Genomic DNA, 14,653 nt, shown 5'->3' on the forward strand with positions numbered 1-14,653 from the left:
GCCGTGCATCCTGAACCCGGCTTTCCGATTTCACTAAGCGTATTCGCAGCCGCCCTATGCGCTCCCAGGGAGATACAAAAGAACCCGGCCGCCCGGAGCATCCCCGGATACCGTTCACGGTTTCAAGTTCTAAGGAGCGGGCACGCGAAGCCCCGTGAAAGAACGCTAAGTGAGTGTGACAGCTCCCGGTGAATAGGCTCTTGCCCGTCAGACGTGAAGTCCGCCGGTCATCCTGAACCCGGCTTTCCGATTTCGCTTAGCAGCTGCCGGCGCAACCCCTCCGCGCTTTTGGGGAGACAAAAAGACCCTGTTGGCCGGGAAGCTCCCCGGATGACGTCTCTGTCCCCTGGCTTAAGCAGCGGGCATACCCAAACCTGAGGAAGAACCTTGGAGGAATATTTAATTGAGAGGGGTTTTTTGTTCCTGAGAAATGCTGATTTTCCGCTTTGATGTACAAATGATGTACTTTATATGGTATTACGGAAACATGTAAGTTTTTAAACCGTCCTAAAAAGTTTACATAATTCTATGAATTACCTTGGGATTTTATAAACGGAGAATTTGTAGGGCGGCATAAGTCCTTGGATAATTGTAAATTATGTAAAAAAATAACATAGGTTATCAATTTAATATTATGTAAATTGGGAATGTGTAAAATGGTTGATTTATCTTTACAATATGTGTATAATAAGACAAAACTGAACAAAAATTTATAAAGGCAAAACTGTCGAAAGATAGTGACGCAAAGCTATAGGGTCTAAGTCTTTTAAAGGATATGACGGCCAGTTGCAACTTTCCAGCTTCCGTTTAAAGGGGGACTGTTTTCTTGCGCTGCGCTTGACTGTAATTTTGCGAGAAACAGGACGGTGCAGAGAAAGTAGTCTGGGCCGGACTGTTTTTTTATTCAGTGGAAAGTATTTTATATGAAATTCTTTTTCAGATTTCGCAAGAATAGGATAGCAAGCAGGGATTTTATGAAGAGATTTATGAAAAAAGACAATCGCGGATTTACCTTGGTGGAAACCATTGTAACTCTGATTATTCTGGTTATATTATTATCGGTCGCGGGCCTGGGGCTCACGGCTTATATTCGTCACGCGAATTATATTAGAAATAATAATTACGCGGAGACGATTTTTTATGCTGCTCAGACGTCTTTAACCCACTATAAGGCCAACGGCCAGCTGAAGGATCTTCAGGTCCTGATGGACGACGAAAGTAAAAATGGGGCCAACAAGGGTATGGTGGACATCAGCCGCATAAAGAACCCTGAGATAGCGGGTGACCAATATGAAAACCGCCTCTATTACCTTATGATATCGAAGGATAGTACCAGAAAGGATGAGGCGTCCCAGGCGCTTTTGGATCTTTTGTCGGATTATATTTATGACAGCTCCATTCTGGACGCTTCCATCTGTCTGGAGTTTGATCCTTATGACGGCACTGTCTATTCGGCGATTTACAGCGACAGGCAGAAGGCTTTTACCTATGGGGAATCCTCCGACAGCGAGACCGGCATTTCCGACCGTTCCGAAGAGTTCAGGAAAGACAAGTCCATCGGTTTCTACAATGTGGATATGTCAAACGCCGCGCCGGGCAGCAAGGGGAAGACCTCCGTCAGCCGGGTGCAGCTGGTCAACGATGAGCGTTTGACCCTGAACTGGGCCATGAGCAAAGAATTTGAACATCTGAGCTCTTTTTTAAGCTACTCTATCGATATCTATGACAGCGATGCCAAGAAGCCGCTGCTTTCCCTGGCTGTAAACTCCGATGTATCCGGACAGCCGGAAAAGGATAACTGGATCAAAGCCTATGAACCGGATGAGGACAGCCTGCCGGGGATAACGGATACCAGGAACCGTATTTACTGCGATGTCACCTGGCATTCCTATGATGCGGTGGGGAATGACGTCCAGAAGGTGATCCCAAGCGTACCGTTTTATGCTTACGGGGAAGAGGACAACTCCCTGACTATCGTGCTGGACGCGCTGGACCTGGCGGCTTTAAAAGCGCCTGCACCTGATGAGGTAGATCAGGATACCAATACGGAAAAAGAAACTTTCAGTATTACCAGGCTGGGCCTTCAGGCTGAAAATATTTACGCTAGGGTTCAGGCTTCCGGTAAACCATATAAAACCAGCGCATGGAAGCAGAGCGGGCCGGAAAACGCGCTTTTTGCGGACAAAAAAACCGATGAGAAAGAGCCCGGAGCGGTCACCTATACCGTTAAGAATTTCAGGCATTTGAATAACATAAGGTATACGGAAGAGGCGAAGGAGACAGCCGCGGAGAAAATCACCTACATACAAGCCCAGGATCTGATCTGGGCCGGCGAGAAGGGAATCCTGGAACGCGGATACGTATACGAGAACGGACAGAAGCCGGAAGGGATCGCTATAAGCCCTGAATTCCCGGAGGGAGCCGCCGCGGCCTTTGTGCCAATCCCGGAATTAAAGAGGAACTCTGCGGTTAAGGTGGAAACGGGCCTGCTACGGAAAAAATATAAGATTAACGGTCTCCTATTATATGAGGCTCCTTCGCTGACGGCTGAACCGGCCGGTTATCTGGGCCTGTTCCGGATCAATTCCGGGACGGTGGAGAATCTGACTTTTCGGACTGCCGTCGCTGCGGGGGAAGACTATGTGGGAATCGTCTGCGGATGGAACGCCGGGAATCTGGCTGGAATCAACGTGGCGGGAAATGTAAGCGGTGGAAATTATGTAGGCGGTATCGCAGGTTACATGGAGCCGCCGGCTGTTGCCGGAACCGGCGCGGGAGCCAGGGCGGAGAAGTGTGAGAGCTATGCGGCCGTGAAAGGCCGGGAAGCGGACAGCTTTTACATCGGCGGAATCGCCGGCTATAACAAGGGCGGTACGATAAAAGAATGTATCAGCGCGCCTGCCGGTAATCCCTATGATGAGGAAGGCCGTCTGGATTCCGCCAAACTGACGGGTATGTTTGTGGGTGGAATCGTGGGATATAATGACCATGGTTATATCGAGAACTGCGGCACGGTTAACCGGGATGAAAATGAAAAAAATGCGGCCGCCTATGTGATAGGAAACCGATTTGTCGGCGGGATCGCCGGATACAATGCGGGAAAAGCCGAGGCGGACGGCGGCGAATACATGATAGCGGGGAGCAGAAAGAACCAGGCCGGCGTAGTGGGAACGGAATATGTGGGCGGCATCATCGGCGTTAACGGCGAACTGGATATTCCGGATGATTTCAAACCGGATCAGGCCGCGCCGGACTTTGAGGAACAGGTGAAGGCGATCCGCCCTCTCAACCGTTTTTCAAAGGAGGTAGTCGTAAAGGGCTGGGTCAACGAGGGTATTATAACGGCCTGTGGATATGTGGAAGATGACACGGTAACGGATCCGATGGCTTCTGATGTGGAGAGGCCGGGATACGCCGGAGGAATCGCGGGCTTTAACGCCGGAATCCTTGAGGGCTGTTACAGCAAGGTGAACTCCGCCAATAACGGAAAGGACCTGGTGGATGAGGCCTACATTCTGGGAGGAACCGGGGACTATGCCGGAGGAATCGCAGGGTACAACTGTGGTTACATCGACAGCGGGGAAAGCGAGCTGATCGTGCGCAGCATTGTCGGCGGCAGGAATTATGTAGGCGGGGTCGTGGGAGCGAATGCGCAGGCGGAGGATACCGCGTCCGGAAGCGACAGCGCTTACAGCGGCCGGATTACCGGATACGTGCTGGGCGGCGGGTACATACGCGGTGAGAATTTCACAGGCGGATATATCGGCCTGAATACGACTTCGGCATTATTCACGGACATAGCTGGAAAACAGAACCGGATACAATCAAACCCGAATCTGGTGGAAGGCAGCTACTATGTGGGCGGAGCCTTTGGCGGACTTATCATGGCGGCGGATGCGGACCAGGAGATCGTGATAGATTGTTCGGTGAATAATTTCCTGGGCGATGTGGTATCCCAGGATACGGAGCAGCCGGAGAAAGGGGCCTGCGCCGGCGGCTATGCAGGCTATACCTGCTTGACGCTCAACGACCGGTCGGCGACAGCACGGATCGGTGATATGGTCCGTCGGCTGAGCGCCCCCGGGTCGGTGGAGGATATCCTGGCGGAGGACTTGGCGGGAAGCCACACGGACGGCAGGCTGGTTTTCGAAGGAAGAACCGATGAGTATAATAACCGGTTAAAAGGTGTCACAGCGCCCCTCTATGCGGGCGGAGTCGTGGGCTATAACGTGCCCTACACCAGGATGGAGATCAGGAATATCCAGAATAGCGCCATCGTTCAGGCCCAGAGGGCGGTTGCGGATCCCGCGCTGGACAGCAGGGAAGACGTTACGTTTTCCTATGCCGGCGGAATCGCGGGAATCGTTACGCAGAAGATGGTCATCGACAACTGCCGCAATGTGGAGAACGGCAAGGTACTGGCCAAAGGTTACTATACCGGAGGTCTGGCGGAAGTCAACCTGGGAACGATCCGGAACTGTGGAAATATCGGATCGCTGAGCGGCTCGGATCACATCGGTTCCGTAGCCGGTCTGAATAAAGGAACGGTGCAGAAATGTACGCTGACCGGGCAGGTGACCGGAGGCAGCGACGTGGGAGGCCTGGTAGCTTACAATGACGAAGAAGGACTGATTCTGGACAGCGGAGTGAGCTATAAGGGCCAGGACAGCGCAGTTCGCGGTACCGGGAAAAATGTGGGCGGTGTCGCCGCGCAGAACCGGGGGACGATCACGGCCTGCTTCATCCGCAGCTCTGTCGGCGTATCCGGAACCGGAGAAAACATAGGGGGAATCACAGGACTGAATCTGCCGGAAGGCCGCATTTATCAGACTGCGGCTTATGCGGACGATAAGCCTGTGGTGGCCGGAGCGGATAATGTAGGAGGCTTGGCCGGTTATAATCAGGGGAACCTAAGAGGGGTCCGGGATTCGGATGATCAGATGCTGCTCAGTTATGATGTGCAGGCCACATCCGGCAGAGCCGGAGGAATCGCCGGGTATCAGGATCAGACCGGACAGATATCCGGGTGGATCACTTCCGGTACGGTCCAGTCAGACAGCGGTCTGGCCGGAGGGATCTCAGCGGAAAATGGCGGCCGGATTCTCAACTGCACGTATGCCGGTATCGTTAGGGCAAGCGGTGACGTAGGGGGCATTACAGCCCGCAATAATGAAAATGCGCGGATCGAATCTAGCCGCTGTAAGAGCTTCGTGGAAACCGTACAGGTGCAGGGAGCCGGCTATGTAGGCGGAATCGCAGGCTGGAACAACGGTATGATAAAGGGATGCTGGCTGGACTCCGCGATAAATGTATCGAACAGCTTAACCGCCAAAGCGGAAAACTATATCGGCGGAATCGCAGGATACAATCAGGCGGTCATCGAGGATGCGGGCCGGACCGGTAATGTAAAACAAGTGACAGACGCCGTGATCGTGTCCAATGTAAACGGATCATCAATAGGCGGAGTGGCCGGCTATAACGGTCCGGGCGCTCAGATTCGCAGTTCCGACGGACAAATCAGGGTTATGGACCCTTCGGTGGAGCTGGGAGCCCAGTCGTTAAAGGGAAATATCGGAGGGATTACCGGCGCCAATCTGGGTAACATTTCCGATTATTCCTATGCCGGAACGGTCAGCACCTACACGGGCGGAACTGCCTATGGAATCGGCGGTATCGCGGGAATCAACGGCAGCGATACGCAGGAGGCGGTTATTGAAAACTGCTATCTGGACGGAACGGTAATCGGCAAAACCAGCAGTACCTTTGACAACAAATTATCCGGGGGATTCCTGGAAAGAGGACAGGACGCGGTGTTTGCCGGCGGAATCGCTGGCCAAAATAAAAAGATGGGTACGATCCGTGGTTCAGGCCTAAAAAGTACCGCCAATTCCGAGGTGAGCCTGATGGTAGCCAACGGTTACTCCGGCGGTATCACAGGGGATAATTATGGAATCATCACGGACAGCGGGGCATCCGGCTATGAGGACAGCAGTTTCCCGGTGTGGCTGGGCGACCGTGCTGCCGATAACAAAAACGGACGCGGAATCCTGGGTGGGATCACCGGAATCAACGGGCCTACGGGCCGTCTGACCGGGTGTTCCACCGGAAGCGACTGGAATATCGTCAATAACTACAGCAAAACCGAAGGAGACTATGCCGGAGGAATCGCGGGAGTGAACCAGTCCGGGTATGAAATCCTGGAATGTGAGAACAGGGCCGTTGTCTACGGCGGCTGGGGAGCCGGCGGAATCGTCGGAGGCCAGGTCAACCGGTTAAACAGCGGCACCCTGATATCCAAATGTACGAACCGGGGAAGCGTGAATACGACGTACAGCGACAGCGGCGGTATCGTGGGACACTGGCGTGATCTGGGCGGTACGGTATCCGAGTGCGTTAACTATGGAGAGATCAGTACCAACGGGAATGACAGCGACGCCGGCAAATCCCTGTTATCGGTTGGCGGAATCATCGGTTCCGGATGGATAAATCAGAATGGCATTAAGATCAATGTGATACGCTGCGGGAATGAAGGCAGCATCCACGGCAAAAACACGGGAAATATGTCGGTGGCTGGTATCTGCGGAGCGTTTAATACGAATCAGAACAAGTTGAACCTGTTTATAGCGGACTGTTATAATGCAGGCCTGATCGGCAACAGCAAAGGAGAACGGGCATCCGGCATCACCGCAGGGGCAGGCAAGAAAGCGAACCTGAACATAAAGCTATACCGGTGTGTAAATTACGGTTTGGGAAGTGATACGGGCAAGTCTTTCTACGGAATCGGAGATATTTCCGGCAGTACATTTGACATGAATTATTGCCTGAATACGTCAAAAACTACAATGGCATCCGGTCTTAACGGGAAAAACAACTATTACATCGGATACGATAAGGGACAGAATAACTCCGGACCGCCTTACCAGTTGTCCTACTATAATAATTCCGGCAAAAAGAATTTCTGGAATGATACGAATTGTTCTGCAAATGAGCCGCAGGCTCAGCTGACCCTGAAAACCGACAGTAAAGACTGGGCAAAACTTCAGTTTCAAAAGTTGTATCTGCCTGACGAATATGGATATGACGCGTCACAGATAAAACAGGACTTCTCCCAGAGCAGTACGGTACACAGGGACTTTAACGGTGATTTTGATATTTACCGTTTGGTGTATTCCGATCCGGCAGGAGCTCTGAAGCAGCTGAATATGCCGTGGACGGCGCAGGTGACACCCGGAACGGATGATTTTTACACATTATCCTGGAAGCCGGACACTGCGACTCAATTATACACGGACCGGTATGAGATTGTTATTACCGGGAAAAAGGACGGGGACGGGGCGCCTGTATTTACGAAGACCATATATGCAAGTGGAATGCAGGACCTAATGGAATTCCGCCTGGGCGAAGAATGTGATACATTTGATATTTCCATCCGGGCGGTCTGCGATGATGGCAGATACGCGGCATCGGATGTCATTACCCTGAAGGATCAGAAGGCCAGAAAGACACTTCCGGCGCCGGAACTGGTATTGTACTTAGGCTATCAGTCTGCGGGCAGGATAGAAGGAAACCTGATGATCGAAAATCAGGAAGATTATGCGGACATTCCGGGATGGAAGATTGAGGTATACAGCGGCAATAGTACGACGCCGCTGACAGACAGTAAGACCGGACAGAAATCAATCAATCAGAATAATGACCACATATATACCCAGGGCAGTACGGCGGATTACACGTTCCGGGCGGTGGCCAGTGCGGACGGTTATAATAGTTCCCAGTTCTCTTCCATGCAGTATATCATGTCGCCAAACAGCGTTCTGAAAGCGGCAGTGACGAATCAGGGAACATTCCGCGGCACGTCCTCGGAGGACTTTAAGTACCAGATGCAGATGAGGATGCAGGATACCGGCTCGCACCGGAGTATCGTCTACCGGGTGGATATGATTATCCGGGATCAGACGGCTGGTAAGGACAGCGGCCGTGTCATAGCCAGCAGTATCGCCTCGCTGCAGAGGAACGGGGCGCTGGCCGATGTAGAGCTTGAGCTTACTTCCGAAGAGCAGATCGACGCGCTGATGAACCGGGGGGCCGGGGAAGAGGTTATCATACGGTATTATCCCTGGGAGAGCGGCATTGCCAAATATTATTACCCGAAAAACGGACAGATGCAGAGTACCGTGCTGGAGCATTTAAATGACTACAGTTCTTACGGCGAGTATGCGGCGAAAGGCCTTCCGGCCCGCCGGGAACCGGCACCGCAGATCGATCCGAATTACACGGTGGATGAATCCACAGGCCGGGCGGTCTACCGCTTCCAATGGGATCAGGGCAATCTGAATCCCAACGGGTATGAGGTGATGCTCACAGGCTACAGCGGCGCGGCCGGAGCGGAGATACAGACGGTTCTCTATCCCAGGCAGAAATTGAATACCAATCTGCTGCAGATAGACGGTACCAACTGGAATTACAGCAGAGTGGAACTAAGCGTAACTCGTAACGGACAGGAAGGCGTGTCTGTGTCCAGTACCGGAAGCGCGGTGTATCCGCTGACGCTGCGGCTGCCGTCGGTGACAAGGCCTACGGCTTCTCTGACAGACGTGGATGAATTAAAATACCGGATATCCTGGAGCGGATTAACCGATACGTCCGCCCTGGCCGGATATACGCTGATCTTTACAAAACAGGGGGATACCTCTGTCAAGGCTTCCGTCTCCGTAGGAGCCGCGGTGACGCAGAAAGAGGTTCAGATTGAGAGCGGGGAGCTGTCCGCGTTCAAGGCCGGCGATACGATACTGGTCAGTGTGACGGCGGTGGCAAAACCCAACTCGGGGTATCAGAATTCTTATGCCAGCGACGCGGTTACGGTGATCGTACCGGCCAGGATGGAACCTCCGGCGGTGAGTGGTTTTGGCATGTATCACCAGAATAGTTCAGGAACGGATCAGGAAGCAGGCAGCTATCCAAATCTGCCGCTGGATGAATTCGAAAATCCGGGCTTCAAATTCCGCGTTACCGGCGCGGCCGGAGACGGATATTATAAATGCGAGTATGCGGTCCGGGATGGGAAGACATCCGATTATGAGCCGGGAGGCACAGATACGGAATCCGCAGTGATGAGAGGTACGCTGTCGTCATCGGAGCTTACCTTCGGAAATCTGTCCGCCGGCGCGGACCGGGCTGCTTTGGGCCCGGAAAATGCAGGAAAATATCTCTGGCTGCGGGTGCGCAGCGCATCTGACGGGCAGGTGAGTTCCAATTGGACCGGATGGCAGATCTATCAGCTGCCGAAGGGGCTTCTGGATGTTCCTTCATGGACATATGCGGAGCAGACGGTGGAACACAGCGAGACCAGAGTACTGGGCTTGGACGGCGCAAGCAGTGTGGAAAAGATCCGGGTCAATCATCCGGTGCTGTCGTTCCGGCCGGTCCGGTTTGCGAAGCAGTATGATCTGGAGCTGATCCAGCAAAAAGAAGCAGGCGACGGAAGCGGCGGCCCGTCTCAGGAAGAGACATACCGGTTCCGGATCGGGGTGGACAGCGGTGGCGCGCCTGCCGTGAATGTGCTGAATGCGGACGGTTCCCTGGGGGCCGGGCTGACCGGAGCATCCAGGCCTGACGCGCCTCAGACCCAGGTGTTTACCCTGTATGAGAATACATTGACCGGGACGGATACGGCGGTGCAGGGAACCTACCAGTATACATTGAAATTACAGGCGGTGCTCTCCGTCACTACGGACAGTACCGGAAATATCAGCTATCAGTTACAGCTGCCGGACGGCAGCGAGGTGGATGCTTCAGGAAATGAAAAAGGCGGTATCCACGAGAATACCAAGCCCTATGCGCCCACCAGGAAGGCAGTCATTCAGGCGGTTCCGGATGATACAGGCAGGTATGAAGTAATGGAAAAAAGTGCCTGGATCCAAACAGACAGCGGCTATGATATTATAAATGAGCCGGTCCCTTCGGGCAGATCTGCGGAAACCGGAGGTGATGCGAATGGTTAATGGGTGGAAGAAGAGAAAAGAGAGGGCGGACGCTCAAAAAGGGTATACCATGATCGTGGTCATGTGTCTGATGTGCCTGTTCGTGGCCCTGTCCCTTTCGATCCTGCTGTCCGCCACCCTGATCGTCAGCAGGGCGAACCAGTCCTTTGCCCAGGAACAGAGCCGGATCTCGGCGATTACCTTCAGCGAATGGCTGAAGGGGCAGCTGGGTACGGACCCGGGAGAAAGCGCTTTCTGCGCGAAGATAAATGAACAGCTGGAAGATCCGTCCTGGATGGATTATGACCCGGGTACGGTAGGACATGGAGCGTCGGAAACGATCAAGAAAACGGACGCGGTGTTACAGCCGGATGATCCCGCTTTCCCGGCAAACGAAAAGTTCGGGCATATATCCACGCAGGTTTACTGGGAGACTTCCGACCGGAACGATCCGGATAAACTGCACTGTGAACTGGTTATAGTCGTAAAGTGCGAAGTGGATGACCAGCAGTACAGCATCACCGGCAGATATGAGAAGACGTACCGGGCCGTGGAACAGGGCCAGGCGGTCACAAAGGATGACTGGCTTGGAACCTGGAGCCCGTCGGGGAGGGAATGACCATGAGGAAAAATCAGGAGGGATCTACTTTGGTGGAGGTCCTGGTGTCCTTCTCCATACTGATGCTCTGTATGGCCATGATGTGGCAGTCGGTGGTATTCTCTGGGAATCTCTCGCAAAAGGCCGAGGAGATCTGGAAAAAGACGGAGGCGGCTTCCAATGCCTATTATACAGGGCAGGACGGGGAGCATCAGAGGGTTCACATCAGCATGTTCGGAGAGGACATGGGAGAAGCCGATACGGGTGTGACCAAAACGGATCAGCCCGCGGACAGACAGATCTATTATATAGAGGAATAGCAAGTCCACGGTAAGAGAAGGCCGGCCGGTCGAAGGAGGTGGCAGATTGAAGAAAAAGCAGAATAACAGAGGCGTTACCATGGTGGAAGTCATCGTGGCCTTTGCGCTGTCGGCGATCTTCATGGCTGCCGCCACCGCGCTGATCTCGCCTTACACAAAGATCTATCTGCGGCTGAACGCCATGAACCGGGTGGAGGATGAAGTCAGAATCGTGTCGGAAACGATCGTGAATGAGCTGACTTACGCCACCGGTTATGATACCGGAGGGCTGTATATTTTGGAAGATCCGGATCTGGAGGGATTTTCGCAGATTAAGTACAGTGATAAGAACGGAAATCCGGCTACGCTTCGGGCGGATCAAGAGAAGGGGCTGATCATCGATTATGAGGGGATCAAATATCCTAACTCGGAGGATTACCTGTATGAGCCCACGACCTGGTATTATGGGAAAGGGTTCTATAAGAAGAATGAAGTAAAAGAGCTTAAATTTGAAAAGTGGGCAGACAATGACAACAAAATAAAGTATACTTTAACTGTTGAAAGCCCTTATTACTCCCGGACTGTGACCGGGTATCTGGAATGTCTGGATCTGACGGCGGATAAGATTACGGCTCAAGCGGAGGCCGGAGGATAACGCCGGGCGGAATGAACAGATTTGAGGATGTTCAGTGGTTGCGTTTTGTGAAGGGTAAAGATGAGAATGGGAGTTACGGTGTGTATGGAATCTTCATCGGTTTAGGTAACAAAAAGTAATCACTTTTACAATATATTAAATTACAAAAAGGATTAAGGAGGATTTAGAGATGAAATTAATGCAAAAATTGCGAAATGCAAGAAAAGACAAAAAAGGGTTTACATTGACGGAAATGATTGTTGTACTTGTTATTATTGTTATTCTGATCGCTTTGCTGGTACCTACGTTAGTGGGGTATATTGATAAGGCGAAAGAGAAGAGCGTCATGGCAGAAGGGAAGATGGTGTTGACTGCGGCGCAGACGGTGGTGTCGGAGAAATATGGAGAAAGTGCAATATTAGATGGAACAGGTGCGACAGCCACTAATCCGGGAACTTGTACATATACGGTTGCGAAAGCGGATGAAAATGGAACTGATAATAAAGGAGAAATTGCTAAGCTGGCAGAGATGACGAAGGACGGTAGTGCAACCATCAATGTTGTTGATTATAAAGTGACCAAGATTGAATATACCTCTGGAGGTAAAAAAGCGATATATAATGCGCCAGGGTCATTGGCAACAGATTCTACAGATACAGAAGGCTGGACAGTTGAATAGTTTAAAGGAGGAATTTAATAATGTTGAACAAAATCAAAAAATCAAAAAAAGGTTTCACATTAACAGAAATGATTGTTGTACTGGTTATTATCGTTATTTTGATCGCTTTACTGGTACCTACATTAGTGGGGTATATTGATAAGGCGAAAGAGAAGAGCGTGATGGCTGAAGGTAAGATGGTGCTGACTGCGGCTCAAACGGTTGTTTCTGAGAGATACGGGGAGAGTAAAAAATTAGAGAGTGCCAATGCGACGACTCCCGGAACAGTTACATATGCAGATATAACCAATGCGACTACAGAAAATGATCAGGGAGCAATTGCCAAATTAGCGGAAATGCCGGCAAACGGTAAAATTGTTAAATTAGAGATTAAAGATTATAAAGTAATCAGTATTGAATACTCTAATGGTGGAAAAACAGCTAACTATACTTCTGCAGGCTGGACCGTTGGCAAGACGACGACTACTACTCCCTAATGGAGCCGGTATTTATGAGATTATGAATTAATCCAAGGTTAAAATGGTGATCCTATGAGAATGAAACCAAAGAATCCAAAAAAACAAAATAAAACCACAACCCAAGGCTTCACCCTGGTAGAATTGTTAATCATTCTCATGGTAACCCTGGTTCTAATTGCAGTGCTGGTCCCAATAACCCTGCACTACACCAACAAGGCCTCCGCCAGGTCCATCCTGGCGGAAGCCAAAAATGTAAAACTGTCCATGTACTCCGTAGGGCTGGACTGCCGCGCCACCAACACCCCGTTCCAGGATGGGAACGGAAGCTACGGATTTGCCCCCGGCATTCTGAACGAAGTGCAAACCACCGCCGACTGCCAGGGCGAGATCTACCTGCTGAAATGGGACGCCGACACCTGTCAGCCCGAGCAGTTTATCTACATAGAAAAAGGCTATTTGGTTACCTATCAAAAGGTAAACAATGAAAACCAGTGGGATGTTTCGAAACTCAATCATCTCATCAACGGCAGCTGATGCCGCACTCATTAAAACAGAAAATAATTTCTGGGGATAATTCAAAAACTGAATATTATCCATAGAATTACGATATATGCATAAAATCCGGCAGCCAGGTCCAGTATGTATACCGTTAACGGAAGTTAACATACAACTGCAAGATTTGAAGGGAGTTATCATCCATGCCCGGCTACAAGATAAAAACAAAAGCTTTTGCCTTCCGTTCCCGGAAGGGCTTTACCCTGACCGAGATGATCGTAGTTTTGGTCATCATTGTGATCCTGATCGCCCTCCTGGTTCCGACCTTAACGGGCTACATCGACAAGGCAAAAGATAAAAGTGTTATGGCGGAAGGCCAAAGAGTCCTGACAGCAGCCAGAACCGTGCTGGCAGAGCACTATGGAAAAGAACAGGACGTCTCCATTTCCAAATTCCGGATCAACGATCCGCTAAAGGATACGGAGCTGGCGAAAGAGATCGCATCTCTGGCGGAAATGAGAACAGGCTCCCTGGCGGAGCTGGAGATCGAGAAGAACCGGATTGAGAGCCTGATCTTCCAATCCGGCGAGAAGGCTGCGTTCTACTATGCCCCGGGCCACGCCCCTGAGGGAGAGAATGAGGGGTGGACCATTAAGAATGGGGAATATATCTGGTAAAATATAACATACTCCAATCTCAGAACTGCGAAAGAGGACCTATGATACAACTACTACAGACGATCATTGCCATTTTAATATTTCTCTTCGGAGCGTCGCTGTTTTCCTTCCTGAACGTGGTGATCTACCGGGTGCCGCGTAAGATCTCCTTTGTGGGCGGACGCAGCTTCTGTCCGGACTGCAGACACACGCTGGGCGCTCCGGACATGTTCCCGGTGCTCAGTTACCTGTTCCTGCGGGGAAAATGCAGGTACTGTAAGGCCCATATTTCCCTCCGGTATCCTCTGGTGGAGATCCTGGGAGGGCTTTCCTCCCTGTTGTGCATGGCGGTATATATTGACTGGGAGGGCGATCTGTGGAAGGGGTTCCTTCGGTTCCTGACGGCGTTTGCCTTACTGGCGGTTCTGACCGTCGTGGCGTTTGTGGACTGGGACACGATGGAGATTCCCAACGGATTCGTCCTGGCTGCCGCTGTCTGCGGTCTGGTTTCTTTTTTTGCATTTCCGGAAACCGGCTGGCTGGAGCGGCTGATCGGCGTCTTCGCGGTCAGTGTGCCGTTGCTTCTCATTACCCTGTTGGTGCCCGGCGCTTTCGGCGGCGGTGATATAAAGCTTATGGCCGCCTGCGGCCTGTATCTGGGCTGGAAGCTCTGCCTGACGGCCTTTGTGGCGGCGGTTCTGACGGGCGGCATTTACGGAGCGTATCTGCTTTTATCCAGGAAAAAGGGCAGGAAAGACCACTTTGCGTTCGGGCCGTTTCTGTGCGCAGGAGTCGTATTTGCCATGTTCTGCGGCCAGATGCTGATAGACTGGTATTTACAGTTTTTATAATAA

9 protein-coding genes and 1 riboswitch are annotated in these 14,653 nt (G+C 51.6%); all 9 genes read left to right on the plus strand.

The genetic code is table 11. The annotated features are described in order from the left end of the window. The first annotated feature begins 707 nt into the window (after positions 1 to 707). Positions 708 to 794, plus strand: a riboswitch (cyclic di-GMP riboswitch). Between the two features lie 180 nt (positions 795 to 974). The 9 genes from KTH89_RS19735 (at position 975) to KTH89_RS19775 (ending at position 14,650) form a co-directional block, all read left to right on the plus strand. Further along, positions 975 to 10,001, plus strand: a complete 9,027-nt coding sequence (locus KTH89_RS19735; protein ID WP_238722839.1) for a type II secretion system protein — start codon at positions 975 to 977, stop codon at positions 9,999 to 10,001. Then, positions 9,994 to 10,599, plus strand: coding sequence for a hypothetical protein (locus KTH89_RS19740; RefSeq protein WP_238722840.1), 606 nt, complete (start codon positions 9,994 to 9,996; stop codon positions 10,597 to 10,599). Before KTH89_RS19735 ends, KTH89_RS19740 begins: the two co-directional genes overlap by 8 nt. A gap of 2 nt (positions 10,600 to 10,601) precedes the next feature. Beyond that, positions 10,602 to 10,898 (plus strand): prepilin-type N-terminal cleavage/methylation domain-containing protein, encoded by a 297-nt coding sequence (locus KTH89_RS19745; RefSeq protein WP_238722841.1) that lies wholly within the window; start codon positions 10,602 to 10,604, stop codon positions 10,896 to 10,898. A 46-nt stretch (positions 10,899 to 10,944) separates the two neighbouring features. Then, entirely contained in the window at positions 10,945 to 11,532 is a 588-nt protein-coding gene (locus KTH89_RS19750; protein ID WP_158347257.1) for a pilus assembly FimT family protein, read from the plus strand. Between the two features lie 169 nt (positions 11,533 to 11,701). Next, a complete protein-coding gene (locus KTH89_RS19755) occupies positions 11,702 to 12,190 on the plus strand; it encodes a prepilin-type N-terminal cleavage/methylation domain-containing protein (RefSeq protein WP_238722842.1) in 489 nt (162 codons plus the stop codon). A 20-nt stretch (positions 12,191 to 12,210) separates the two neighbouring features. After that, positions 12,211 to 12,666: a prepilin-type N-terminal cleavage/methylation domain-containing protein gene (locus tag KTH89_RS19760; RefSeq protein WP_238722843.1), complete on the plus strand. Its 456-nt coding sequence runs from the start codon at positions 12,211 to 12,213 to the stop codon at positions 12,664 to 12,666. A gap of 54 nt (positions 12,667 to 12,720) precedes the next feature. After that, positions 12,721 to 13,182: a type II secretion system protein gene (locus KTH89_RS19765; RefSeq protein ID WP_238722844.1), complete on the plus strand. Its 462-nt coding sequence runs from the start codon at positions 12,721 to 12,723 to the stop codon at positions 13,180 to 13,182. A gap of 164 nt (positions 13,183 to 13,346) precedes the next feature. Continuing rightward, positions 13,347 to 13,820 carry a prepilin-type N-terminal cleavage/methylation domain-containing protein gene (locus tag KTH89_RS19770; RefSeq protein WP_238722845.1) on the plus strand — a complete coding sequence of 158 codons (474 nt, stop codon included), beginning with the start codon at positions 13,347 to 13,349 and terminating at the stop codon, positions 13,818 to 13,820. A gap of 41 nt (positions 13,821 to 13,861) precedes the next feature. After that, positions 13,862 to 14,650, plus strand: coding sequence for a prepilin peptidase (locus KTH89_RS19775; RefSeq protein ID WP_238722846.1), 789 nt, complete (start codon positions 13,862 to 13,864; stop codon positions 14,648 to 14,650). Positions 14,651 to 14,653: the final 3 nt, after the last annotated feature.

Origin of the sequence: Diplocloster agilis, assembly GCF_019042275.1 — a bacterium.
Classification (GTDB): domain Bacteria; phylum Bacillota; class Clostridia; order Lachnospirales; family Lachnospiraceae; genus Diplocloster; species Diplocloster agilis.